At 74.3% G+C, this 23,533-nt stretch carries 21 protein-coding genes, 1 tRNA gene and 2 pseudogenes; 8 read left to right on the top strand and 16 right to left on the bottom strand.

Features of this window, described 5'->3' with window-relative positions:
* The 7 genes and pseudogenes from MNZ29_RS17470 to MNZ29_RS17500 form a co-directional block, all read right to left on the bottom strand.
* Positions 1 to 397: pseudogene (locus MNZ29_RS17470) on the bottom strand (hypothetical protein); the annotation flags it as partial.
* A complete protein-coding gene (gene mnmA / locus MNZ29_RS17475; protein ID WP_242338066.1) occupies positions 381 to 1,430 on the bottom strand; it encodes a tRNA 2-thiouridine(34) synthase MnmA in 1,050 nt (349 codons plus the stop codon). The gene mnmA and the pseudogene MNZ29_RS17470, both read right to left, overlap by 17 nt.
* Before the next feature lie 47 nt (positions 1,431 to 1,477).
* Positions 1,478 to 2,734, bottom strand: a complete 1,257-nt coding sequence (locus MNZ29_RS17480; RefSeq protein WP_242338068.1) for a hybrid sensor histidine kinase/response regulator — start codon at positions 2,732 to 2,734, stop codon at positions 1,478 to 1,480.
* Between the two features lie 19 nt (positions 2,735 to 2,753).
* Positions 2,754 to 4,064, bottom strand: coding sequence for a CCA tRNA nucleotidyltransferase (locus MNZ29_RS17485; protein ID WP_242338070.1), 1,311 nt, complete (start codon positions 4,062 to 4,064; stop codon positions 2,754 to 2,756).
* Between the two features lie 2 nt (positions 4,065 to 4,066).
* Positions 4,067 to 4,363: a hypothetical protein gene (locus MNZ29_RS17490; RefSeq protein WP_242338072.1), complete on the bottom strand. Its 297-nt coding sequence runs from the start codon at positions 4,361 to 4,363 to the stop codon at positions 4,067 to 4,069.
* A 268-nt stretch (positions 4,364 to 4,631) separates the two neighbouring features.
* Positions 4,632 to 5,105, bottom strand: a complete 474-nt coding sequence (locus tag MNZ29_RS17495; RefSeq protein ID WP_242356105.1) for a CBS domain-containing protein — start codon at positions 5,103 to 5,105, stop codon at positions 4,632 to 4,634.
* A 339-nt stretch (positions 5,106 to 5,444) separates the two neighbouring features.
* On the bottom strand, positions 5,445 to 7,415 hold the full coding sequence (locus MNZ29_RS17500) for a PxKF domain-containing protein (RefSeq protein ID WP_242356107.1): 1,971 nt from the start codon (positions 7,413 to 7,415) through the stop codon (positions 5,445 to 5,447).
* A gap of 477 nt (positions 7,416 to 7,892) precedes the next feature.
* On the opposite strand from MNZ29_RS17500, the gene MNZ29_RS17505 reads away from it, so the two are divergent.
* Positions 7,893 to 8,117 carry a hypothetical protein gene (locus MNZ29_RS17505; RefSeq protein ID WP_242356109.1) on the top strand — a complete coding sequence of 75 codons (225 nt, stop codon included), beginning with the start codon at positions 7,893 to 7,895 and terminating at the stop codon, positions 8,115 to 8,117.
* Here the strand turns inward: MNZ29_RS17505 and MNZ29_RS17510 are convergent.
* Complete coding sequence (locus tag MNZ29_RS17510) at positions 8,094 to 9,008, bottom strand: transposase (protein ID WP_308197073.1); 915 nt, start codon at positions 9,006 to 9,008, stop codon at positions 8,094 to 8,096. The two genes, MNZ29_RS17505 and MNZ29_RS17510, sit on opposite strands and share 24 nt — an antisense overlap.
* A 78-nt stretch (positions 9,009 to 9,086) precedes the next feature.
* Here MNZ29_RS17510 and MNZ29_RS17515 point away from each other — a divergent pair, with 78 nt between their 5' ends.
* Positions 9,087 to 9,599: a GNAT family N-acetyltransferase gene (locus MNZ29_RS17515; protein ID WP_242356112.1), complete on the top strand. Its 513-nt coding sequence runs from the start codon at positions 9,087 to 9,089 to the stop codon at positions 9,597 to 9,599.
* 129 nt (positions 9,600 to 9,728) lie between these two features.
* On the opposite strand, the gene MNZ29_RS17520 is transcribed toward MNZ29_RS17515, so the two are convergent.
* Both MNZ29_RS17520 and chrA read right to left on the bottom strand, forming a co-directional pair.
* Positions 9,729 to 9,802 (bottom strand) — tRNA-Arg (locus MNZ29_RS17520).
* A gap of 62 nt (positions 9,803 to 9,864) precedes the next feature.
* The gene (gene chrA / locus MNZ29_RS17525) at positions 9,865 to 11,148 is read right to left on the bottom strand and encodes a chromate efflux transporter (protein WP_242356114.1); all 1,284 of its coding nucleotides are present in this window, start codon (positions 11,146 to 11,148) and stop codon (positions 9,865 to 9,867) included.
* Positions 11,149 to 11,293: 145 nt separating this feature from the next.
* Here chrA and MNZ29_RS17530 point away from each other — a divergent pair, with 145 nt between their 5' ends.
* The 6 genes from MNZ29_RS17530 (at position 11,294) to gloA (ending at position 15,625) form a co-directional block, all read left to right on the top strand.
* Positions 11,294 to 11,941 (top strand): methyltransferase domain-containing protein, encoded by a 648-nt coding sequence (locus tag MNZ29_RS17530; protein ID WP_242356115.1) that lies wholly within the window; start codon positions 11,294 to 11,296, stop codon positions 11,939 to 11,941.
* 17 nt (positions 11,942 to 11,958) lie between these two features.
* Positions 11,959 to 13,311, top strand: a complete 1,353-nt coding sequence (locus tag MNZ29_RS17535; protein WP_242356117.1) for a radical SAM/SPASM domain-containing protein — start codon at positions 11,959 to 11,961, stop codon at positions 13,309 to 13,311.
* 141 nt (positions 13,312 to 13,452) lie between these two features.
* Positions 13,453 to 13,638 carry a hypothetical protein gene (locus MNZ29_RS17540; protein WP_242338085.1) on the top strand — a complete coding sequence of 62 codons (186 nt, stop codon included), beginning with the start codon at positions 13,453 to 13,455 and terminating at the stop codon, positions 13,636 to 13,638.
* Between the two features lie 207 nt (positions 13,639 to 13,845).
* Positions 13,846 to 14,181, top strand: coding sequence for a co-chaperone YbbN (locus MNZ29_RS17545; RefSeq protein WP_242338087.1), 336 nt, complete (start codon positions 13,846 to 13,848; stop codon positions 14,179 to 14,181).
* A gap of 16 nt (positions 14,182 to 14,197) precedes the next feature.
* Positions 14,198 to 15,118 carry a thioredoxin-disulfide reductase gene (trxB, locus tag MNZ29_RS17550; protein ID WP_242338089.1) on the top strand — a complete coding sequence of 307 codons (921 nt, stop codon included), beginning with the start codon at positions 14,198 to 14,200 and terminating at the stop codon, positions 15,116 to 15,118.
* Positions 15,119 to 15,238: 120 nt separating this feature from the next.
* Entirely contained in the window at positions 15,239 to 15,625 is a 387-nt protein-coding gene (gene gloA, locus MNZ29_RS17555) for a lactoylglutathione lyase (RefSeq protein WP_242356119.1), read from the top strand.
* Positions 15,626 to 15,667: 42 nt separating this feature from the next.
* Here the strand turns inward: gloA and MNZ29_RS17560 are convergent, their stop codons facing one another.
* The 6 genes and pseudogenes from MNZ29_RS17560 to MNZ29_RS17585 all read right to left on the bottom strand — a co-directional run.
* A complete protein-coding gene (locus tag MNZ29_RS17560) occupies positions 15,668 to 17,860 on the bottom strand; it encodes a response regulator (protein ID WP_242338093.1) in 2,193 nt (730 codons plus the stop codon).
* Positions 17,857 to 18,924, bottom strand: a complete 1,068-nt coding sequence (gene cheB, locus MNZ29_RS17565) for a chemotaxis-specific protein-glutamate methyltransferase CheB (protein ID WP_242338095.1) — start codon at positions 18,922 to 18,924, stop codon at positions 17,857 to 17,859. Before cheB ends, MNZ29_RS17560 begins: the two co-directional genes overlap by 4 nt.
* On the bottom strand, positions 18,921 to 20,978 hold the full coding sequence (locus MNZ29_RS17570; RefSeq protein WP_242338126.1) for a response regulator: 2,058 nt from the start codon (positions 20,976 to 20,978) through the stop codon (positions 18,921 to 18,923). Before MNZ29_RS17570 ends, cheB begins: the two co-directional genes overlap by 4 nt.
* A 5-nt stretch (positions 20,979 to 20,983) precedes the next feature.
* Positions 20,984 to 22,453, bottom strand: coding sequence for a methyl-accepting chemotaxis protein (locus MNZ29_RS17575; protein WP_242356121.1), 1,470 nt, complete (start codon positions 22,451 to 22,453; stop codon positions 20,984 to 20,986).
* Position 22,454: 1 nt separating this feature from the next.
* A complete protein-coding gene (locus MNZ29_RS17580; protein WP_242356123.1) occupies positions 22,455 to 22,973 on the bottom strand; it encodes a chemotaxis protein CheW in 519 nt (172 codons plus the stop codon).
* A pseudogene (locus MNZ29_RS17585) lies at positions 22,970 to 23,533 on the bottom strand (chemotaxis protein CheR); the annotation flags it as partial. The gene MNZ29_RS17580 and the pseudogene MNZ29_RS17585, both read right to left, overlap by 4 nt.

The raw sequence follows: 23,533 nt of genomic DNA on the forward strand, positions 1-23,533 counted from the left end.
CGGGCGCCCCCGGCGCGACGGCGCCCGGGCCGCGCGCGACCAGCCGGGCGACCGTGCCCGCGACCTCCGCCTGCGAGCGCGCCCCGATCACCGCCGCGACCCCGGGCAGCGCGGCGAGCACCTCGGGACGGACCTGCGCGTAGCACCCCGCGGCGACGATGGCCGCCCCCGGGTGATCGCGCGCGGCCCGGCGGATCGCCTGACGGGCGGCCGCGTCGGCGTCGGCCGTGATGGTGCAGGTGTTCACCACGACCACGTCGGCGCGCTCGCCGGCGCGCGCGACCGAGAGGCCGTCCCCGAGCGCGCTCGCGAGGGCGTCCGCGTCGGCCCGGCTCACGCGGCAGCCGAGCGCGATGATCGCCACCCGCGGGCGGAGCGGCTCAGACGATGCGTCCACCGCCGAGCACCTCGTCGCCGCCGTAGAAGACCGCCGCCTGGCCCGGCGCGACCCCGCGGACGGGCCGCGCGAGCCGGACCTCCGCCCCGCCGCCCGACGGCGTCACCGTCCCGAGCTCGCCCTCGTGGCGGTGGCGGATCTTCACGCGCGCGGAGAGCGCGCCCGGCGGCGGCGCGCCCGCGACCCAGCGCACCTCCGCGACCTCGAAGCGATCGCGAGACGCCTCCTCGGAGCTGCCCACCACGACCCGCGCGGCCTCCGGCTCGAGGCGCACGACGTAGCGCGGCGCGGGGCCGGCGATCCCGAGCCCGCGCCGCTGGCCGACCGTGAAGCGGTGCACGCCGTCGTGCCGCCCGAGCACCTCGCCCGCGGTGGAGACGATCTCCCCCGCCCGCACCTCCCCAGGCGCGCGGAGCGCGACGAAGTCGCCGGCGTCGCCCTGCGTCACGAAGCAGATCTCCTGCGACTCCGCCTTCCCGGCGTTGGGGAGCCCCGCCCGCGCCGCGGCGGCGCGGACGTCGCGCTTCGCGAGGTCGCCGACCGGGAAGAGCACGTCGCGCAGCGCGTCCTGGCCGAGGCCGTAGAGGAAGTAGGTCTGGTCCTTCGCCGGATCGCCCGCGGTGCAGAGCGCGAGGCGGCCGCCGCGCCGCTCGACGCGCGCGTAGTGGCCGGTGGCGAGCTTCGCGCCGAGGGCGCGCGCGCGGGCGAGCAGCCAGTCGAACTTCACGTCCGAGTTGCACGCCACGCACGGGTTCGGGGTGCGGCCCTCGACGTAGTCGCGCACGAAGGGATCGATGACCCGCTCGCGGAAGCGCGCCTCCACGTTGGCGACGTAGAACGGGATGCCGAGCCGGCGGGCCGCGGCCCGCGCGTCCTCCAGATCGTCGGGGGCGCAGCAGGACCGGCCGCGCCGGGCGTCCGAGTAGTCGGCGACGCGCATGGACACGCCGATGACCTCGTGCCCCTCGGCGACGAGGAGCGCGGCGGCGGTGGAGGAGTCGACTCCCCCGGAGAGGGCGACGAGGACGCGCATCGGTCGAGAGGCCTCGGCGGGCGGTGTACCCGCCTCCGGCCGCCGGATCAAGCGAGGGTGGCGGCGGGCGTGGTGCTGCCGGTCGCGGGCCGATCGGCCGGCCGCACCGGGATCTCGAGCACGAACTTCGAGCCGGTGAACTGCCGCGTGAGGGAGCCGGGCTGGGTGCGCGGCGGACTCTCCACCCAGACGCGCCCGCCGTGCGCCTCGGCGATGCGGCGGGCCACCGGCAGGCCGAGGCCCGAGCCCGGCGCGCGCGCGTCGTCCCGCCCGCGCGCGTGCGCGTGGTGGAGCGGCTCGAAGATCCGCTCCTGCTCGCCGCCGCGGATGCCCGGCCCCTGGTCGTACACGGTGTAGCGAACCTTGCCTGGGGGGCGCGTGACCTCTACCAGCACCTCGCCGCCGTGGGGCGAGAACTTCACCGCGTTCGACACGAGGTTCGCCACGGCCTGGCGGAGCTTGCGCGGATCGGCGATCACCACCCCGCCTCCGCCGTGCGCGACCACGACGTGCAGCCGCGCGTCGCGGATCATCGAGCGCTGCTCCGCGACGGCGTCGTCGGCGAGCTGGTCCGGATCCACCGGTCCCTCGAGGACGGGTGCCTGGCCGGCCTCCAGGCTCGCGAAGTCGGAGAGGTTGTCGACGATGCGGGTGAGGCGGGTCACCGACTGGATCATCGAGTCGACGATCCGGCGCTGCTGCGGCGACATGGGCCCGAGCTTCTCGGACGAGAGGATGCGCAGGTAGCCGGCGAGCGGCGTGAGGGGGGTCGAGAGCTCGTGGGCGAGGTTGTGCATGAACGCGCTCTTCAGCGCGTCCGCCTCGACGAGCCGGGCGTTCGCCCGCCGGGAGCCGCTGACGGCGGACTCGAGGTGCGAGGCCATGAGGCCGGACAGCGCGCGCAGCCGCTCTCGCTCGCCCTCCGCGGGGAGCCGCTCGCGCTTGCCCGCGAGGAACTCGCGGACCTCCTCGGAGAGCGTCCCGTCGAGGCGGTCGCGCTCGAGGAAGCCGTCCGCGCCCGCCGCGAGCGCGACGTCGTGATCGTCGCGCGACTCGCCCACCGCGACGATGGGGACCTCCTCGAGCGCCTTCTCGCGCTTGAGGCGCGCGGCGAGCTCGAACCCCTCGAGGTCCGGCAGGTGGACGTCGGCGAGGATGAGGTCGGGCCGGGACGTGAGGGCGCGCTCGATGCCCTCGAGCCCGGAGGCGCTCGTGTCGACGGCGTAACCGTCCTGCTCCAGGCGGGACTTCACCCGCGCCCGGACGTCGGCGTCTCCCTCGATGCACAGCACGCGGCGCGGCATGTCGTTCGCCCCGCCTGCATTATAAGCTTCGGCCTTCCGCGTCCCACCATCGACGGAGCGCGACGGTGAGCCGCTCCTCGTCGTTCTCCTCGGGGTGCTCGAGCACCCTTTCGAGCAGGTGACGGAGCGCCTCGCCGACGTGCGGTCCCGGAGCGGCGCCCAGGATCCGCATCACCGCGCGCCCGTCGAGCGCGAGCTCCTGCGGCGTGAGCGGATCCCCGGCGCGCCGGATGTGGGCGATCGTCTCGGTGAGCGCCTCGAGCTCCCGCTGCGCAGGCTCCGCCTCGTCGGGGGCGAGCGCTGCGGCCTCGGCGCGGGCGAGGTCGAGGAGGGGCGCGGCGCGCGCGGGCCCTGCCGCGGCGAGCCAGCGCCTGACCTCCGCGGCCGCCGCCGGGAGCGCGTGCCCCCGCCCTGCGAGCCGGCAAGCGTGCGCGCGCACGAGCGCCGCCGTGTCGTCTGAGATCCGCCGCGACAGGCGCAGGTGCAGGAGCGTGCGTCCGACGTCGCCGGCCGGCAGCGTGTGCAGGAGCGCGGCGAGCCGGAGCGCCGGCTCGGCGGGCGTCGCGGCGAGGACCGCGACCGCGTGGCTCACCTCCGGGGCCGGGCGGGCGGCGAGCGCCGGGAGGACCGTCTCGAGGAGGCCGGTGGTGCGCATGAGCTCGACCGCCCGGGCCGCGTCGGGCGCGACGACGAGCCGCGTGAGCTCGTCGGCGATGCGCTCCAGGGAGACCTTGCGGACGACGGGCAGCGCGCCGGGGATGGCGGCCTGGGTCGCGGGGTCGAGCTCGTAGCCGAGCTGGGCGGCGAAGCGGACCGCCCGCATCGGGCGCAGGCCGTCCTCGCCGAAGCGGGCGACCGGATCCCCGACCGCGCGGACGAGCCGCCGCCGGAGGTCGGCCTCGCCGCCGAACGGATCGCGCAGCTCGCCGGCGAGCGGGTCGAAGGCGAGGGCGTTCATGGTGAAGTCGCGGCGCGCGAGGTCGGCCTCGAGGTCCTCGTGGAAGGTCACCGACTCGGGCCGGCGGCCGTCCGTGTACGCGCCCTCGCCGCGGAAGGTCGTCACCTCGATCGGCTCGCCGCCCACGAGCACGGTCACCGTGCCGTGCTCGATGCCGGTCGGGATGACCTTGGGGAAGAGCGCCGCGACCTCGTCCGGCCGCGCGGGGGTCGCGACGTCGAAGTCGTTCGCGTCGCGGCCGTGATGGAGGAGGAGATCCCTGACCGCGCCGCCGACGAGCCACGACCGGTGTCCCGCCGCGCCGAGCCGGCGGAGGACGTGGAGGACGGGCTCCGGGAACGTCGCGCGCGCGAGGGCGTCCGGGAGCGGCATCGTCAGTGCGTCAGGCCGCGCTCCTGCTCCGCGCGGTCCAGGAGCCGGAAGTAGAGCCGGATGAGGGCGAGCCGCGCGTCGGGCGCGAGCCCCTCGACCGCGAGGCGGGCGACCTCCAGCGGATCGCGGCAGATCGAGAGGAGCACCTCGCCCACCTCGTCGGCGTCCTCGCGGGCGACCGCGCGATCCGCGACGGCGAACGCCTCCCGGATCTGGTCCGCGTCGAACAGCAGGTGGTGGCCGCGGAGGCCTTCCTGGATGCGGAGGGACAGGTGTCCCGGCGCGAGCTTGTCGTCCATCGGCGTCCCCCTCCCCGCTGCGCCGCCACCATGCCGCCCCGCGTGGGCGCGTGCAAGCGGAGAAGCGCGGGCGCGCCTGGTGGTATCGGGCGGTTCCGCGCGGGTACGCAGGGGCTCGGCTCGCTCGCCGGGAGATTCCGCCGACGCCGGAGCGGCACACTCGCCGAACCGAGCGCCGCGTCGGGGAGCTGAGACGGCCGACCTCGCCCCCGGAGCGCGAGCCGGGCCGGCGCAGGGGCGCCCCCGCCCCCGCGCCGCCGTCCGCGCGCTACGACGCGTGCGGCTGGGAGATCTCGCGCGACGCGACCTCGCGCAGCGTGCGCCCCGCGACCTCCTCGTCCTCCTCCTCGGCGATGTCCGACAGGCTGATGACGCCCTGCAACCTGCCCTCCTCGTCGCAGACCATGATGCGGGACTTGCGGTGCTCGCGCATGAGGCGCTCGGCGTCACGCAGGTCGTCGCCGATCTTGCAGCTCACGACCTCGGGGGTCATGACGTCCTCGAGCTTCGCGTCCAGCAGGCGCCCCTCGGCGAGGATCCGGAGCGCGAGATCGCGATCCGTGATGGTGCCGACGGGCTCGTCCGCCTCGTTGCAGACCGGCACGAAGCCGATGTTCTCCTCCTTCATGAGGCGCGCGCAGTCACGCGCCGTGTCGTCAGGCCGGCAGCACATCGCCGACTTCATCACCGTCTCCACCCTGGCCATCGGATCCTCCTCGCCCTCGCTCCTCGGGCGCTTCACGACTGCTCCCGCACGGGACGTTGCGGCGTGCGCGCCAGCCCTGCAACGTGCCGGCGCGAGTGAGCGCGCGGTGGGGCGCGCGTCCTCCGCACGTCTGGAGGCGCGCCGGCCGGCGGAGCCCTGGCCGGCTGCCGGTGGCTCAACCCGCCGCCGTCCGAGACACCGCGCCGGGCGGGCTGGCGGCGGCACGGAGCCAGATCGCTCCCGGGAGCGCGGGAGGGACGTGCCGCTCGCCCCCGAGCAACCTGCCCAGCGCGTCGAGATCGGGCGGCTTCGCCAGGTGCGCACGTCCAGAAGCGCCCGCGCCGGCAGCGCGGGCGCCGGACGGAGGGCCGCGGCTCACCTCAGCTTGAAGTTCGCGCTCCGCGTCGAGCCGTCCGCGAAGACGAGGTCGAGACGCCAGCAGGTGCCGGGCAGCTTCGGCGTCTGCCAGTTCAGCACGTACTGCGCCGCGGTGAAGTCGTAGCGGAGCGCCGTGCCGCCGGTGGTCGTGAGCTCGATCTGCGACTCGAGCGAGGTGAGCACGGCGCAGGCGATGCTCTGGACCTTCGTGCTCTTCAGGTCGACGGCCGAGAGGTCGGTGATCTCGACCCCGCCCTGCCCCTGCAGCTTCCACTTCACCGGCACCGTGGCGCCGTTCTTCACGGCGTTCACGAGCGGGAGGTCGTCCACCGGCTGGAAGAAGCCGAGGAACGCGAACTGGACGGTCACGGTGAACGTCTTCGGCGTCGCCGCGTTCCCGCGGGAATCGCTCGCGGTGCAGGACACGGTCGTCGTGCCGGGGGCGAAGGTGCTCCCGGACTGCGGCGTGCAGCTCGCCGTCACGGCGCCGTCGACGAGGTCGGCCGCGGAGGCGGCGAACGACACCGGCGCACCCTGCGCGCTCGTCGCGAGCGTTGTGAGATCGCCGGGGACTGTGACGGCGGGCGGGGTCGTGTCCCGGACCGTCACCGTGAACGTCTTCGGGCCGCTCCCGTTGCCGTGCGCGTCGGTCGCCGTGCAGGAGACCGTCGTCGTCCCGAGCGCGAACGTGCTGCCGGAGGCGGGCGTGCACACGGGCGTCACGGCGCCGTCGACGAGATCCGACGCGGAGGCGCCGAACGTCACCGCGGCGCCCGCGGCGCTCGTCGCCTCCTCCGTGAGGCTCGCCGGGACGGTCACGTCCGGCGGCGTCGTGTCGACGATCGACGCGGTGAAGCTCGCTCCCGTCCTGTTCCCTGCCTTGTCCGACGCCGCGCACTGCACGACGCTATCCCCGAGCGGAAACGTCGTGCCGGATTGCGGGACGCACACGGCCGGCACCTCACCGTCGAAGGCGTCGTCGCCCTTGATCGAGAAGACGACGGTCGCCCCGGAGGCCGAGGTGGCCTCACGCGTGATGTTCGGCGGGTTCAGCACCGGCGCGGTCACGTCCTTCACGACGACCTCGCAGCTGTCGGTGCTGAACAGGCTGCCGTTGTCGGTGACCTTCAGCTCGAACGTCATCGTGTCGCCATGGCCCAGCGTGAGCCGGGGCGCATCGAAGGCGAGCGCGGGGTACGACAGCGCCTCCGCCGCGAGGTTCGCGTCCGGGCCGCCCGAGGTCTGGCGCCAGGCGTACGAGGCGATGCCGTCGTCGGGATCCGTGGAGGGCATCGAGGGAGATGCGCCGTCCAGCAGGATCGAGGCGCCCTCGTTCACGGGGGACGTGCACACGGCGTTCGCGACCGGCGGGTCGTTCACCCACTTGACCGTGACGACCACCTCCGCCGAGCTCGAGAGCGAGCCGTCGGAGACCGTGAGCCGGTACGTGAAGCTGGCGCCGCCGGGGTAAGGCACCGGGGGCGCCGCGAGCTCGACCGCCGCCGTCGTCCCGACCTGCTCGACGCTCCCCACGACGACCCGGTCCCAGCGGTAGGTCAGCGGATCACCGTCGGGATCGCTCGAGCCGCGGCCGTCGAGGAGGAACAGGTCACCTTCGTTCACGGACGACGGGGCGCTCGCCGCGGCGAGCGGCGGGCTGTTGACGTCCGTGATGGTGACCGTCGTCGTCGCGGTCTGGGTCTGGAGCGGGTCGCAGCCCCTCACGGTCACGGTGAAGTGGAGGGTGGTGCCCGCCGCCCGGACGTTGGGAGCGGTGAAGGTCGGCTTCGCGGCGCCGGGATCGCTCAGGACGACGGCGTATGCGTCGTTCGCGTCCTGAGCCCACGAGTACGCGACCGCCTTCGGCTGTGACGGCTCCGCGTTGAGCGTGACCGTCGTCGGAACGAACGTTCCACCCGAGATCGCCCCCTCCGTCACGGACTGATCGCCGGACGTCCTGGCAGTCACCTCGCATCGGGGCGCGCCGGCTCCGAGCGCAGGAGCCGCCGCGAGCGCGCCGATCAGTGCCGAAGCGAGCCAGAGAACCCTTCGAGAACAGAGCTGCATTGGGACCCCCACCGAGACGAGCCAATCGATTCGTGCGTGCGGGCAGGCGCCCACCTCTTCGAGTCCAGGGCGACCGTATGGACGCACGCCAGTGGGGGAGAGGCTTGCACCGAGAGCACATGGAACCAAGTCACCTACACGCGGGGTGCCTGGCGGGGGCGTAAGCGCCGCGCCGGCTACCTGAAGCGCCGGCTACCGGGCGACCACCGGAAGGGGCGCTCTTTAACGGACAGTGCGGGCGGGGGTCATGCCCCCGGTACCATCGCCCAGGGGTGAACCGTGAGAGCAACTACTGCGCTGTCACTTTGGCTCGTCGTCGCCGGCTCGTCCGGCTGTGCTGCGTCCCGCGTCGCATCGGCCCACGGCGGAACGACGAGCTTGTCGCCATTCCTCATCAGCGCGGTCAGGTTCGATCACGGCTGTGCGCAGGACCAGATCGTCGAGCTGCGCAAGGCGGGCCCCCAGGCAGACCTCGACGTCTGCGGCTCCGTCCGCCGCTACAAGATGGTCCACCGCGGGGAGAGCTTCGAGACCTGGCTGGACGTCACGGCGCTGTACCCACCCGCGTCGCTCGAGGGGTCAAGACCTTCCACTTCCCACTAGCCGCGCGACCAGCGTCTCCATCCACTCGGCGAGCGGAGCCGGAGGGCGCTCCTGTCGCAGGCGCGAGAGGACCTTCGCGACGTTGCCTTGGCTCATCCCCAACGCAGCCGCGATGTCGCGGTGCGAGAAGACCTGTGCGCGACTCAGCGCCCACACCGCCAGGCGCCGCGCCGGATTCGCGCCGGGCCCCATCTCCCGCTCCTTGACGTCGGCGACCGTGCACCCCGCCACCTGCGCTACCTGCTTCAGCACCTCGCCGATGCTGACCGCGGTCGTCGATGCCCTGCGCGCCGCGCCGACCTGCCGCAGCCGCTCGGTCCGCTCGGCCGTCCGTATCCAGCCGGCCTCGCGATCCAGGCCCTCCGGCCACTGATCCCGGCGCTTGCGCCGCGCTCTGATCGCCTCGCCGATCGCCGCCCTTCCCTCGAAACGTTCAGTGAAGACCTCCGTCCGGAGCCACGCGGGCGCGCGCTCATTGCCCAGGTAGGCGCGCAAGCTCGTCCAGCACGGATCGTCGATGCGAGTGGCGAGCCCCGCGTGGAATGGGTTCAGGTGGATGTAAGCGAAGACGTGTTCCAGGTACGAGTCGTCGTCGACGATCTGGCTTCGAAAGCGCCCGCGAAAGATCGGCCCGTCCCAGCCATGTCGCAGGTTCACGCGCTGCGTGTACGTCGCGTTGACGTGCCTCATGCAACGCGAGAGATTTCCCAGAGGAGTGCGGACGAGCAGGTGATAGTGATTCGGCATCAGCGAATAGCCATGCACCTCGAGCCCGTGATGCTCGACTGCTTCTTCGAGGCTTTGCAGGAACAGCAAGCAGTGATCATCGCGCCGGAAGATCGGCTCGCGCCGTGCTCCCCGGTGCATCACGTGATGCCACGCTCCTGGCATATCGAGACGTCGCGCCCGCGCCACGGGGCGAAGTTACTCTCCGTCGATCATGTGTCAAGTGGCATGTCTTGACCCCCAATGGCCATCCCGACGCTCACTACGGAACGCCTCGTCCTCCGCCCGTTTCGTCTGGACGACCTCGACGCGTACGCCGCGATGAATGCCGACCCGACGGTCATGCGGCACATCGGCGAGGTGCAGGACCGCGCCGCGGCGTTCCGCTCCCTGTGCGCGGCGCTCGGTCACTGGCACCTCCGCGGCTTCGGGCCGTGGGCGATCGAGGAGCGCGCCACCGGCGCATTCGTGGGGCGCGGCGGGCTCGTGCAGTTCGAGCCCTGGACGGACGTGGAGGTCGCCTATGCGCTCGTCCCCTCCGCGTGGGGGAAGGGATACGCCGGCGAGGTGGCGGCGCGGTCGCTGCGCTTTGCGCACGAGGTCGTCGGCGCGCGCCGGGTCGCGAGCCACATCCTCGCCGGGAACGCGGCCGCGATCCGCGTGGCGGAGCGGCTCGGCGCGAGGTACGCAGGCGAGGCGGATGTCCAGGAGGGGGCCACGCCCCTGCGCGTCTACGTCTATCCGGACCCGGACTGAGGGTCGGTCGAGCAACCGGCGTCTGGACCTGGCCGATCATCGGCGCGGGGAGCCCCCGCGAAGCGTCCAGGCGCCCAGCGGTCATGTGTCAAGTGGGATGACTTGACCCCAAAAGTGCTGGAATGTGTGTGGCCCCGGCGGGACTCGAACCCACGGCCTACGGTTTAGGAAACCGCCGCTCTATCCAGCTGAGCTACGGGGCCATCGACTACGGGTCGGCGGATATAGCACAGGGGAGGCCGGAACGCCCACGCGCACGTGCCCCTCACACCCCCGCCAGCGTCAGGGCCCAGCGGACGGCCCCGGCGGTGACGAGCACGAGGACGGGGCTCATCCGGAAGCGCGACAGCGTGAGCGTGGTGGCGACGGCGATCCCGACGTCGGCGGGGCCGCGCATCGACGCGCCGAGGGTGACCGCGGCGGCGGCCATGAGCCCCACGACCGCCGGGGTGAGGCCGCGCAGCGCGGCGCGGATCGCCCGCCGCGAGCGCATGCGCAGAAGCCAGCCCCCGAGCACGACCACGAGCGCGAACGGCGCGGCGAAGATCCCGACCGTCGCCACGATCGCGCCGGGGAACCCGCGCGCGACGTAGCCGATGAAGGTCGCCATGAGGAGCACCGGGCCCGGGGTGAGCTTCCCGACGGCGATGGCGTTCCTGAACTGCTGCTCGGTGATCCAGCCCGCGTCCACCACCGTGGCGTGCAGGTGGGGCACGATCGCGAACCCGCCGCCGTATGCGCCGAGCCCGATGCGGAAGAAGAGCGCGCCGATCGCGACGAGGCCGCCGACGCCGGCCTGGGTGAGGAGGCCGAGGGGAGCCACCACGGCGAGTGGAGCGCCCCCGTCCGCGCCGCGCGTCTCGTGCAGCGGCTCGAGCGGCTGACCCTCGTCCGGCAGCGCCACCGGCGGAGACGGCTTGCGGGGCGCCCGGCGGATGCGGGCGAGCCGCGCGCGCTTCAGCATGAGGTCGATGACGAGCCCGGAGGCGATCCCGAGCGCCGCGATCTCGCCGGAGGCCGCCCCGCCGGCGATGCTGAGCAGGAGCGCCACCGCCGCGACGCCCATCTGCCACGGCCGTCCGATCGACGTCCGGACCATGCGCAGCGCGAGCGCCGCCACGATGCCCACCACGGCCGCGTTGAGGCCCGAGAGGACCACCTCCGCGCGCGGCTGCACGCCGAACCGGACGTAGGCCCACGCGAGGGCGAGCGTGAGGAGCGCCCCCGGCAGCACGAAGCCGACGTAAGCCGCGAGCGCCCCGCTCATCCCGCGCAGCCGGAGGCCGACGTGCGCGAGCGCGTTCGCGGCGGCGCCGCCCGGGAGCATCTGCGACACCGTGGTGGTGTTGGCGAACTCCCGCTCCGTCAGCCAGCGGCGGCGATCGACCGCGAGGTGCCCGATCATCCCGAGCACGCTCACCCCGCCGCCGAACCCGATCGTGCCGAGCCACAGCGAGGCGCGGGCGAGCTCCCAGTGGGTGGGGATCGCGCGGGTGGCGGTCGCGGTCCGCTCGCCGCCTCGATGGCCCTCGGTCCTCGCCCTCAGCATCGTCAGGTGTCCGAACGCTGAAACCGGGCGGCGCCGTCCCCTCGTGGTGGCCGCCCTCGACCCGCGTGTGCATACCAGGGTCCTCGTCCCGTCGCCACGAACCTCCGCGCTTCCCGCTGGCTCTCCCGGGAGCGAGACTCCCGACATGCCCCTCCCCGGCGACGCCCCCTCGCACCTCGACCGCGCGCTCGAGGCGCGGTACTCCCCCCTCGCCAGCACGGCGGGCTCGCTCTCCTGCGGGAGCGTGCTCGAGCACGCCGCGCCCGGCGCGGGCGAGACGCTCGTGGATCTCGGCTGCGGCCGCGGGCGCGACCTCCTGCGAGCGGCCGAGGCCGTGGGCCCCGGCGGGCGCGCGATCGGCGTCGACGCGAACGCGGCGATGATCGCGGCGGCGCGCGAGCTCGCGGGAGGCCTCGCGCAGGTGCGTCTCGTGCGCGCGGACCTCGCCGCCGTGACGCTGCCGGACGGCGAGGCCGACGTCGTCGTCTCGAACTGCGCCATCAACCACGCGCCGGACAAGGCCGCCGTGTACCGGGAGGTGCACCGCCTGCTCCGCTCCGGCGGGCGCTTCGTCGTCTCCGACGTCGTCTCGGAGACCGCCCTCCCCGACTCCGTGCGCAACGACCCGGCCGCCTGGGCCGCATGCTACGGGGGCGCCATCCCGGAGGCGGACTACCTCGCCGCCATCGCCGCGGCCGGCCTCGCCGAGGTGAGCGTGCTGCGCCGCACGGCGCCCTACGAGAAGGGCGGCGTGCGCGTCCTTTCGATCACCGTGAAGGGCCGGCGCCCTTAGCGCCGGGGAAGGCCTCGATGCGCCTCTCGAGCTCCACCCTCGTCGCGCCCATCCCCGGCTCCGCCCAGGTGCTCCTGGTGCAGCCGCTCACTGGCCAGGCCGCGCTCGTCGCCGCCGAGGACGCCGCCGCCCTCCGCGCGCTGGATCGGGGCGGGCCGCTCCCCGCGTCGCTGCCCGAGGAGACGCTCCGCGCCGCGGCCTTCGTGGTCGAGTCCGACGACGACGACCGCGCGCTCCTCGCGCGGGCGCGCGCCGACTTCGAGAAGGAGGCCGCGCGGGCGCCGACGCAGCTCATCGTGGTCCCGAGCTTCGGCTGCAACCTCGCGTGCACCTACTGCTACCAGGAGGTCTTCGACCCCTCCGCGGCGACGCTCATGCGGCCGGAGGCGGTCGAGGCGTTCTTCGCCTACGTGGACGCGAACCACGCCGCCGAGACGCCGCGGCCCTACGTGACGCTCTTCGGCGGCGAGCCGCTGCGTGACACGCCCGCGCACCACGAGCGGATCGGACACTTCCTCCGCAGCGCGGGGGAGCGGGGCCTCTCGCTCGCGTTCGTCACGAACGGCCACGATCTCGAGGCCTTCCTCCCCGCGCTCGCCGCGGGCCCGGTCAAGGAGGTGCAGGTCACGCTCGACGGCCCGCGAAAGGTCCATGACGCGCGGCGGCCACACGCGAGCGGGCGAGGCACCTTCGACCGGATCGTGGCGGGCATCGACGCGCTCGTCCGCGCCCGGATCCCCGTGAACCTGCGCGTGGTCGCAGATCGCCAGAACCTGCCCGCGCTCCCGGAGCTCGCCGAGCTCGCGGACGCGAAGGGCTGGCTCGAGCTGCCGGCCTCGCGCTTCAAGACGCAGGTGGGCCGGAACTACGAGCTGTTCGGCTGCGCCTCGCGCCAGCGCCGCGAGGACCTCTTCGATCGCGTCGAGCTCTGGGCCCACTACCTCGAGCTCGCCGAGGCGCACCCGGTGCTCCGCCGCTTCCACCGACCGCGGTTCCACGGCATCGGCCACCTCTCCGACACGGGCGAGCTGCCGGCGCCGAACTTCGACGCCTGCCCGGCGGCGAAGAAGGAGTGGGCCTTCGGCCCCGACGGGAGCCTGTACGGCTGCACGGCGACCGTCGGCCACCCGGCCCACATGCTCGGCCGCTACTACCCGGTCGTCTCGCGGGACGAGGCCGCGATCGCGCGCTGGCGGTCGCGCAGCACGCTCACGATCCCGGGCTGCGCGGGGTGCGCCTCCGCGCCGGTCTGCGGCGGTGGCTGCGGCGCCATCGCGTGGGATCGGGAGGGGACGCCGCTCGCGCCCGACTGCCGCCCCGTCGTCGAGCTCTACGGGCTGGGCGCGCGGTACTACGGCCTCGATACCTGACCGGGCGGGATGCGGACCGTCCCGGGTCACATCCCGGGGGGCGCCACCCCGCCTGCGACCGCATGTCGCGAACCCCGCGTGCCCTCAGCGGCTCGTACTCAACGGCGTGAGGATCCGACGCACCCGTTCCTGGAGGCGCACATGGTCCCCGCGGCAACGCAGACGGTCCTGCAGCTCTCCCCTAAGGAGCTGCGGATCATGGTCCAGTCGCTCGTGAACTGCCTCGCGACTTGCCAGACACACAAGGTGAAGCCGGACGCACCGTGTGAGGACTGCGACGCCGCTCGCGCCCTGAAGGAGAAGATCGAGTCCCACCTCGCACCCTGAAGGAGAGCGCGATGAAGCTGCTCACCACGCTCAAGAAGCCCACCTGCTGCGCGCCGGAGAAGGTCGCGCAGTGCTGCGCCAAGGCATCCCCGCTCGTCTCGGGCTGCCACGACTGAAGCACCGCGGGGTCCGCCCCGCTCCTTTTCCCACCCTCACCTCCCCCGGCCTCCGGATCCTCCGGACGGGAGAGGTCTGCCTGGAGGTCTGATGGCCGCATCCGTCGAGGAGATCAACGCCGCGCAGTACGAGGAGCGCGTGCTCGGGGCAGAGACCCCGGTCGTGCTCGACTTCTTCTCCACCGAGTGCCCGCCCTGCGAGGCGCTCGCGCCCAAGTTCGAGGCGGTCGCCGAGCAGTTCGCGGGCAGGGCGCGGTTCCTCAAGGTCTTCCGGCAGGGCAACCGCGAGCTCGCGACGCAGCTCGGGGTCACCGGCAGCCCGACCCTCGTCTTCTTCAAGGGCGGGCGCGAGGTGGGGGCGCGCATGACCGGCGAGGACATCAAGCGGTCCGCGCTGAAGTCCGCCGTCGAGGCGCTGCTCACCTGAGCGGGAGCTCCTGGCCATGAACGAGCGCTACGACGTCGTCGTCATCGGGGCTGGACCCGCCGGACTCACCGCCGCCATCTACGCGGCGCGCGCGAGGCTCAGGACGCTCGTGATCGACGAGAGCATCCCGGGCGGGCAGGTGAAGACGACCCACAAGGTGTCGAACTACCCCGGCTTCCCGGAGGACATCCACGGCTCCGAGCTCTCGCTGGCGTTCGCGAGGCAAGCCGAGCGCTTCGGCGCGAAGATCCGCCGCTCGGTCGAGATCACGGCGCACGACCTCGCGCCCTTCGTGAAGACGCTCGAGCTGGACGAGTCGGAGACGGTCGAGGCGCGCGCGGTGATCGTGACGACCGGCGCGAAGCCGCGCCCGCTCGGGGTCCCGGGAGAGGACACGTTCAAGGGCCGCGGCATCTCCTACTGCGCGACCTGCGACGGCGCCTACTTCGAGGGCAAGGACATCCACGTCATCGGCGGCGGGAACTCCGCCGTGGAGGAGGCGCTCTTCCTCACGCAGTTCGCGCGGAGCGTCACCATCGTCCACCAGTTCGAGCAGTTCCAGGCGGAGCCGGCCTCGGTGAGCGAGGCGCTCACGAACCCGAAGATCCAGGTCCTGTTCGGACACGAGCCGCGGGCGTTCCACGGCGAGACGGCGCTCGAGGCGCTCGAGGTCGAGGCGCTGCGGACCCAGGAGCGGAAGCGGCTCCCGACCGACGGCGTGTTCGTGTTCATCGGGATGGTGCCGCGCACCGACCTCCTCGCGCGCTACGTCAAGCTCGCCCCGAGCGGCTACGTGAAGACGACCGACGACATGGAGACCGAGATCCCCGGCGTGTACGCCGCGGGCGACATCCGCGTGAAGCGGTTCCGGCAGATCACCACCGCGGTGGCCGACGGCACCATCGCCGCCCTGGCGGCGCAGAAGTATCTCCGCTGAGCGCCGCGGCGGGCGAGCGTGCGGCCCCTGCGAGGGCGTACGCCGCCGTGGTCGCGTCTCCCCGGGTCCCGTGCTAATCCACGACCGCCGCGACCTCGAGCCGGCGGCGAGGAGACGATCGTGCGCATCCTCCACACCATGCTCCGCGTCGGCGATCTGGAGCGCTCCATCGCGTTCTACACCGAGATCCTGGGGATGAAGCTCCTGCGCCGGCAGGACTACCCGGACGGCCGCTTCACGCTCGCGTTCGTGGGCTACGGTCCCGAGTCCGAGCAGGCGGCGCTCGAGCTCACGCACAACTGGGACACGAGCTCCTACGATCTCGGCAGCGGCTACGGCCACGTCGCCCTCGAGGTGCCGGACGCCTACGCCGCGTGCGCGGAGATCAAGCGGCGCGGGGGCGTGGTCACCCGCGAGGCCGGGCCGATGAAGCACGGCACGACCGTCATCGCCTTCGTGCAGGACCCCGACGGCTACAAGGTCGAGCTCATCCAGCGCGGGACCTGAACGCCGCAGGAGACGGGTGACAAGCGTCGAGGGCGCCGGCCCTCAGCCCGCGCGCGCCGGCAGGTTCACGTAGAACGTCGTGCCCCGCCCCGCCTCGGAGGTGACCGCCACGCTCCCCCCGTGGGCGCGCACGATCTCCCGCACGATGAAGAGGCCGAGCCCCGCCCCGCCGCTCGCGGCCGTGCGGCCGCGCTCGAACGGCTCGAACATGTTGGCGAGGAGCGCGGGGTCGATGGGGGACCCCTCGTTGTGCACCGCGATGACCCTGCGGTCGCCCTCCGCGCTCCACGCGAGCGACACCGCCGCGCCCTCCTGGCTGTAGCGCACCGCGTTCGTGAGCAGGTTCGTGAGCACCTGCCCGATGCGATCCGGATCCCACTCGCCCGACCCGTCGGCGCCGGGGTGGTACGCGATCTTCCGGCCGCCGTTCGCGCTGCTCACCTCCTCGACGATGTCCCGGCAGATGGCGTCGAGATCGGTCGGCTGCGGCGCGATCGGGATCCCCCGTCCGAGCCGGGCCCTCGAGTAGTCCAGCAGGTCATTCACGAGTCGTGACATCCGCGCCGCCGCCCCGGCGGCGCGCCCGAGCACGCGCCGGTGCCGCTCGGAGAGCTGCGGGTCGCGGAGCGCGACGTCGAGGGAGACGCGCACCACCGAGATGGGCGTCCTGAGATCGTGGCCCGTGATGCCGAGGAGGTGCGCCTGCACCTCCTGTGTGCGCCGCCGCTCGGTGACGTCGCGCAGGTAGGCGGTGAGGCCGTCGCGGTGCGGGAACGCGCGGACCTCGATCCACCGCTCTCCCGGCTCGCGCGCCTCGAACGTCACCGGCACCTGGCCCTCGACCGCCCGGTCCAGCTCCGCGCGCGGCTGGCCCCGGGCGAGGAACGGGCAGCGCTCCCAGAGGACCTCGCCGGCGAGCGCGTCGCGCGGGGCCCCCACCATCTCCTCGAGCGCGTGGTTCACGTACACGAAGCGCCAGTCCCGCCCGACCGCGAAGAACGCGTCCGAGATCGTCTCCAGGATCGCCGCGCTGCGCGCGTACCCCTCGCGCGTCCGGTTCTCGTCCTCGAACTGGCTGCGGCGCAGCTGGGCGTGGACGCGCGCGCGCGCCACGAGCGGCCCGCTCGACAGCGGCACGTAGTCGTCGGCGCCGCCCGCGAGCGCGTCCACCGTGGCCTCCGGCTCCGAGCGCTCGCCGACCACGAGGAGCGGCACGTGGCGCCACCTGGCGTCGCCCCGGATGCGCAGGCACGCGGCGGCCGAGGCGTCTCCCTGCCGCGTCGCCTCCACCAGGATCGCGTCGACCCGATCCACCGCGAGGAGCGCGAGGGCCTCCTCGGACGTGGCGGCCGTCACCACGTCGTGCCCCTCGAGGCGCAGCGTCTCGGCGACGTCGCCGAGCGGGGCGGTGCTCGCCCCGAGGACGAGGATGCGCCTCGCCGTGGGCGCGCCGGCCGCGGTCTCCTCGGGGGCCGAGGTCGCGCTCCGGAGCAGCGCCTGGAGCCGCGCGAGCACGAGCTCGTTCCCGTCCTCGTCCTTGCGGACGTAGGCGTCGGCCCCGGCGTCGAGCGCGCTGAGCTCGCCCACGGAACCCGACGCGGTGAGCAGGATGCAGGGGGTCGTGCGGAGCGCCGCGTCGGCGCGGATCTCCCGGATGAACGTGGCGCCGTCCATCCCGGGCATCACGCCGTCGACGACGATGGCGCGCGGCCGCCGCTCGGCGGCGACGCGGAGCCCCTCCTCGCCGCTGCCGACGGTCACCACCTGCAGCCCCGCGCGCTCGAGCGCGTCGCGCAGCTCCTCCCGGGCCGTCACGCTGTCGTCCACGAGCAGCACCGGCCGCGCGGCGGCGCCCAGGTCGGCGCCGGCGCGGCGGCGCACGAGCTCGCGGGCGCGGGCCACGACCTGCGCCGCGTCGTACGGCTTGCCCACGTACTCGTCCGCGCCCGTCTGGAGGCCGCGCACGCGGTGCTGGACCTCCGCCTCCGTGGAGAGGAGCACGACCGGCGTCCCCGCGTGCTGCGGGGAGCCCTTGATCTCGGCGAGCAGCTCCAGGCCGTCGCCGTCGGGGAGGAGCACGTCGAGCACGGCGAGCGCGAACGGCCGGGACGCGAGGGCGCGGCGCGCGCTCGCGACGTCGGCGGCGAGGACGGGCTCGAACCCCGCGGCGGAGAAGGCCTCCTCGAGGTGCATCCTCACGGTCAGGCTGTCGTCGACGACCAGGACGGCGCTCATGGCGACCTCCTGGGCGTGCCGGCGCGCGCCGCGATCGCCGCGCCGATCTCATGGATCGGCAGGACGCGCTGCGCCGCACCGAGGAGGATGGCCTCGCGGGGCATGCCGAACACCACCGAGGTCGCCTCGTCCTGGGCGATCGTGGCCCCGCCCGCCCGCCGGATCGCGAGGAGGCCCTGCGCGCCGTCGCGCCCCATGCCGGTGAGCAGGCAGGCGAGCGCGCCCGCGCCGCCGTCGCGCGCGATCGACTCGAACAGCACGTCCACCGAGGGCTTGCAGCTGTGACGCTCGGGACCGTCGTCGAGCCTGAGGACCCCCCGCTCGACGGCGAGGTGCCGGCCCGGGGGCGCCATGAGGACCGTCGAGGGTCCGCGCTCGGCGAGGCGCTCGCCGTCGCGCGCATACCGGACGCGCAGCGGGGAGAGCCCGTCCAGCCATTCGGCGAACGCGATGCCGAAGGGCTCGTTGATGTGCACGACGAGCAGGATCGGGTGCGGGAACTCCGGCGGGAGCCGGCGGAGGATCTCCACCACCGCCGCCGGCGAGCCGGTCGAGCCGCCGATCGCGACGAGCCGCGTCGGGCCCGCCGGCTCACCCGCGAGCGGCGCCGCCGCGGCCGGCTGCGACATGGCCCCGAGCCGCGCGCGCGGGTGCGTGATCACCTTGATGCGCGAGATGAGCTTCACCGTGCCGCGGAGCCGCTCCTCCCAGACCCCGTCGGGCTCCGTCCCGAGCGGCTTGTCCAGCACGTCGATGGCGCCTGCCGCGAGGGCGTCGTAGGTGCGGAAGAGCTCTCCGCGGTTCGTCGACGCGGAGACGACGAGGATGGGCGTCGGGCAGTACGCCATGATGTACTCGGCCGCGGCGACGCCGGTCATCACGGGCATCATCATGTCGAGGGTGACGACGTCCGGCCGGAGCCGCTGGCACAGCTCGATCCCGCGCCGCCCGTCCTCGGCCTCGCCCACGACCTGGAGCTCCGGGTCCGACGACAGCACCTCGACGAGGCGCTTGCGGACGGTGAGCGAGTCCTCCACGACGAGCACGCGTATCGGCACGGTCACCCCAGGAGCTCCTCGATGGTCGCGAGCAGGCGCGCCTGATCGAACTCGCTCTTCACCACGTACGCGCTCGCCCCCGCGGCGAGGCCGCGCGCCCGGTCCTCCGGCGCCCCCCGGGACGTCACGAGGATCGCCGGGGTGGACGAGAGCCGGGGGTCCGCGCGCGTCACGCGCACGAACTCGAACCCGTCCATGCCGGGCATCTCGACGTCGACGAGGAAGAGCCCGAACCTCCGGGTGCGCGCCTTCTCGAGCGCCTCCTCGGCGGAGACGGCGAGGTCCACCTCGTGCCCCGCGGACTCGAGGATGCTCTGCTCGAGCATGCGCGTCGTGAGCGAGTCGTCGACGACCAGGATCGGCGCCCGCGGCGCGCGCGCCTCCTCCACCTGGGTGGAGCGGCCCCGCGCCGCCGCGACGAGCCCTGCCGGATCGAGGACGAGGCGCGGGTTCCCCTCGCCGTCGAGCGCCGCGCCCGCCACGGCCGGATCGAGCCGCAGGTACGCCGGCAGCGGGCGCACCACGACCTCCGCGGTGCCCACCAGGCGATCGGTCCCCAGGACGATGCGTCCCCCCGCCGCCTCGACGACCACCGCGGACCAGGCGCGGCGGGAGCCGGACGGCCGAGGGCGGCCGAGCACGCTCGCGAGCGGAACGAACGGCAGGAGCGCGCCGCCGAGGGCGACGGCCGCCCCCTCGGCCGTGTGCGCCACGCGGTCGCTCTCGAGGAACGTCGCGCTCCGGACGGCGTCGAGCGGCACCGCCGCCACCGCCCCCGAGGCCTCCACCTGCAGCGCGGTGAGGGCCGTGAGCGACTCGGGCACGACCACCTCCACCTGCGTCCCGCGCCCGCGCTCGGTGCGGATCGCGACCTCCGCGTGAAGGCGCGCGGCGACGTCGCGCACGACGTCCAGCCCCACCCCGCGCCCGGCGACGTCCGTGACGGTGGCGCTCGTCGAGAGGCCGCCTCGCAGGAGGAGCGCGGTGAGCGCCGCGTCGTCGAGCGCGGCAGAGTCGGCGGCGGAGACGAGCCCCTTGCGCGCGGCGGCGGCCCGGACCGCCTCGAGATCGACCCCGCGCCCGTCGTCCACGCAGCGGAACGCGACCCGCGTCCCGCGCCGCTCTACCTCGATCCGGACCCGGCCCGGCGCGGCCTTCCCGCGCGCGGCGCGCTCGGCCGCCGGCTCGATCCCGTGCGCCACGGCGTTGCGCACCGCGTGCAGGAGCGCCTCGCGCATCGCCGTGAGGACGTTCGCCTCCACGCGCACGCCGCCGCCCGCGAGCTCGAAGGTCACCGTGCGCTCGAGCGCGCGCGCGGCGTCCCGGGTCGCGCGCTCGAGCGGCCCCGCGATGGCCCTGGCCGGCAGGAGCCGGAGCCTGTCGGCGGCGTGCCGGACCTCTCCGAGCTCGCGCTCGGCCTGATCCGCCCGGACGTCGAGCGCGCGGTGCGCCCCATCGAGCGTCCGCGCGAGCTCGTCGACGAGCGGCCGCAGGCGCGCGGGCGGCGGGCCGCCTTCGCCGCGCCGCACCGAGAGCTGATCGGCCAGGGCCCGCGCGATCTCCTTCGCGTGATCGAGCGTCCCGAGCTGCCGCCGGAGGGTCGCGAGGTGGACGCCCGCCTCGAGCGTGGTCTCGACGACGGCGTCCACCTCGTGGAGATCGACGCGCACGGTGCGGATCGGCCCGTCCGGGCGCGCGGAGGGCGCCGCGTCCCCCGGCGCGGGCGCGGTGGGCGGCGGCGACGGCTGATCGAGCGCGGTGACCGCGGCGGACATCTCGTCCACGAGGCGCAGGAGCTCGTCCGTCCGCTCGCGAGGCACGGGCGGGTCGCCCGCGTCGCGGTGCGCGGCGAGCGCGTCCTCGGCCGCGTGCGCGCGGTCGCCGATCCCCTGGATCTGCACCACCCGCGCCGCGCCCTTGAGCGTGTGCGCGAGCCTGAGCAGCCGCGCGACCACCGCGCGGTCCTCCGGCGACCGCTCGAGCTCGAGGAGCCCGCGCGAGAGCCCGTCGAGCAGCTCGCGCGCCTCGATCCGGAAGTACTTGTAGCGATCGCGGGCCATCGCGCTCACGCGGCGTCGCGCTTCTGCACGAGCCGGGCGAGGTCGCGGGACATCGCCGCGAGCTCGGAGGCGGTCTGCAGGGACTGCCCGGAGCTCGCCTCCGCCTCGCGCGTCGCCTGCGCGACGTTCGCGATCGCCTCGTTCACCTGCTCGACCGCGGTCGCCTGCTGCTTCGTGGAGAGCTCGATCTCGCGGGCGGAGTCGGTGGTCGAGCCGACGAGGCGCGCGATCTGGGAGAACGCGGCGGCCAGCTCCGCGAACTGGCGCGCGCCCGCCTCGGCTGCCTTGGAGCCGCTCTCCGTGGCCATCACCGTCGTGTTCACCGCGGCCCGGACCTCGTCCACGAGCACGCGGATGTCCTTCGTCGAGCCGGCGACGCGGTCGGCGAGCTTGCGGATCTCCTCGGCGACCACCTGGAACCGCTTCCCCGCCTCGCCCGCGCCCGCCGCCTCGATGGTGGCGTTGATGGCGAGGATGTTGGTCTGCTCGGCGAGCTCGTTGATGATCTCGACGACGCCGCCGATGTGCTGCGACTTGCGGCCGAGGTCGAGCATGTGATCGACGATGAGCTCCACCTGGCGGCGGATGCCCCCCACCGCCTCCTGGCTGCGCTGGACCGCGTGATCCCCGGTCCGGGCGGCGGAGGCGGTGTCGGACGCGATGGACGCGACGCGCTGGGAGCTCTCCGAGATCTGCCGCGAGGTCGCGAGCAGCTCGTTGATGGTGGTCGTGATCTCGGCCATCGCGCTCGCCTGCTGCTTCGCGCCGGTCGCCTGCTGGCCCGCGGCCGCCTTGAGCTCGGCGGAGGACGTCTCCACGTGGCGGACCGCCCCGGCGATCTGGCGCGAGAGCGTGCGCCCGAGCAGGATCGCGAGCGCGGCCGCGAGGGCGACGCCGGCGACCGAGAGGACCACCACCACCCGGCTCGCGTCGGCCGCCGCCTCGGTGGACTGGCGCCGCCGCGCCTCGAGCAGCTCGCGCTGCCGGGCGATGTAGGTCTCGACCGCGGCGTTGAGCCGCTCGCGCAGGGGCCTCACGTCCCGCTCGAGCCGCGCCGCCGAGACCTCGAGCTTCTCCCGGGGAGCGTCCGCGAGGATCGCGTCCACCGCGGCCCCGTGCTCCCCCTCGACGCGGGCGACCTCGTCGAGCAGCCGGCGGAGCGCGTCGTCGTGCTCCTGCGCGAGCAGCTCGTCGAGGACGCGGCGCATCTCCCCCCGCGCCGTCCGCATCGCCTCGAGGTAGCGCGCGTCGTTCGTCATGACGTACGCCCGCGCCTCCGCCGCCTTCCTGAAGCTCATCGCGTTCAGGCGCTCGGCGCTCACGAGCCGCCGCGCCGCGAGCTCGATGACCGCGTCCTTGCTCGCCACCGTCTCCCGGAGGGAGAGGACGGCGACGCCCGCGATCGCGAGCGCGACCGCGACGACGAGGGCGAACCCCAGCGCGAGCTTCTGCGAGAACGTGAGCCTTCGCTCCATGTCACTCTCCAGGTCGGTGTTCCGTGATGGCGCGCAGGACCGATGGGAGGCTCACCACCGGACGCCCCGCGCCGCCCAGCTCCGCGATCTCCGGGAGGTGGCCCAGCCCCTCCCCTGCCGCCCGCTGCAGCGCCGACGGCGGCACGAGCACGTGCCCCTCGATCGCCTCGAACGCCAGCGCGACCCGCTCCTCGCGGCCAGCGAGCAGCATCCACCGCGGCACCTCGCCGGCGTCGGGGAGCCCGAGCAACCGGGCGAGGCTGAACACGGGCAGGACCGCCCCGCGGTGGCCGCAGACGCCGAGCACCTCCGGCCGCCGGCTCGGGACCGGCACGACGACCCGCGCCGGGAGGAGCCCGGCGCTCTCGAGCACGCGGACCGCGAGCTCGGCGCCGCCCGCCCGGAGCGCGAGCAGCGGGACCAGATCGCGCCGTGCCCCCTGGGCGGGCGCCGCGAACGCGGCGTCGAAGGCCGCCCGCAGCGCGGCGACCGTTCCCTCGAGGGTCGTCTCGTCGCTCACGCCGTCCCCCCGGATGCGCCGAGCTCGGCGCGGCACACCTCCAGCAGCCCTTCGCGCGTGAACCCGCCGCCGAGCAGGAGGATGCGCGACCCGTCCTCGCCGGCGAGCAGCACGCGGGCGCGCGCGAGCTCCCGGCGCGCGAGCTCGAGATCGCCGGCGCGCTTCGCGAGGAGGCCGAGGTGGAGGCGCGGCATCGCGAACGTCGGGTCCAGGTAGAGCGCGTAGCGATCGTGGTCCGCGGCGGCGAGCGGGTCGCCCGCGTGCTCGCGGCAGAGCGCGCGGAGGTAGTGGGCCTCGGCGTTGAGCTCGTCGCGCTCGAGGATGCGCGCGCAGACGCGCTCCGCGCCCGCCAGGTCGCCGCTGCTCGTCAGGAGGACCGCGCGGAGGAGCAGCGCGTCGACGTCCTCCTCGCCGGCGGCCGGCCGCGGGCCCAGCGCGGCGAGGGCGTCGGCGAACCGCTCTCGCCGCAGGAGCTCGAGCGCGAGCGCGACGCGCGCGCCGTCGGCGGGCGGGGCCGCGTCGGCCTGGGCCGGCGGGGCGTCCTGCCCGGCAGGTGCGTC

This window comes from Anaeromyxobacter sp. SG64, assembly GCF_022690745.1.
In the GTDB taxonomy this organism is placed as follows: Bacteria; Myxococcota; Myxococcia; order Myxococcales; family Anaeromyxobacteraceae; genus Anaeromyxobacter; species Anaeromyxobacter soli.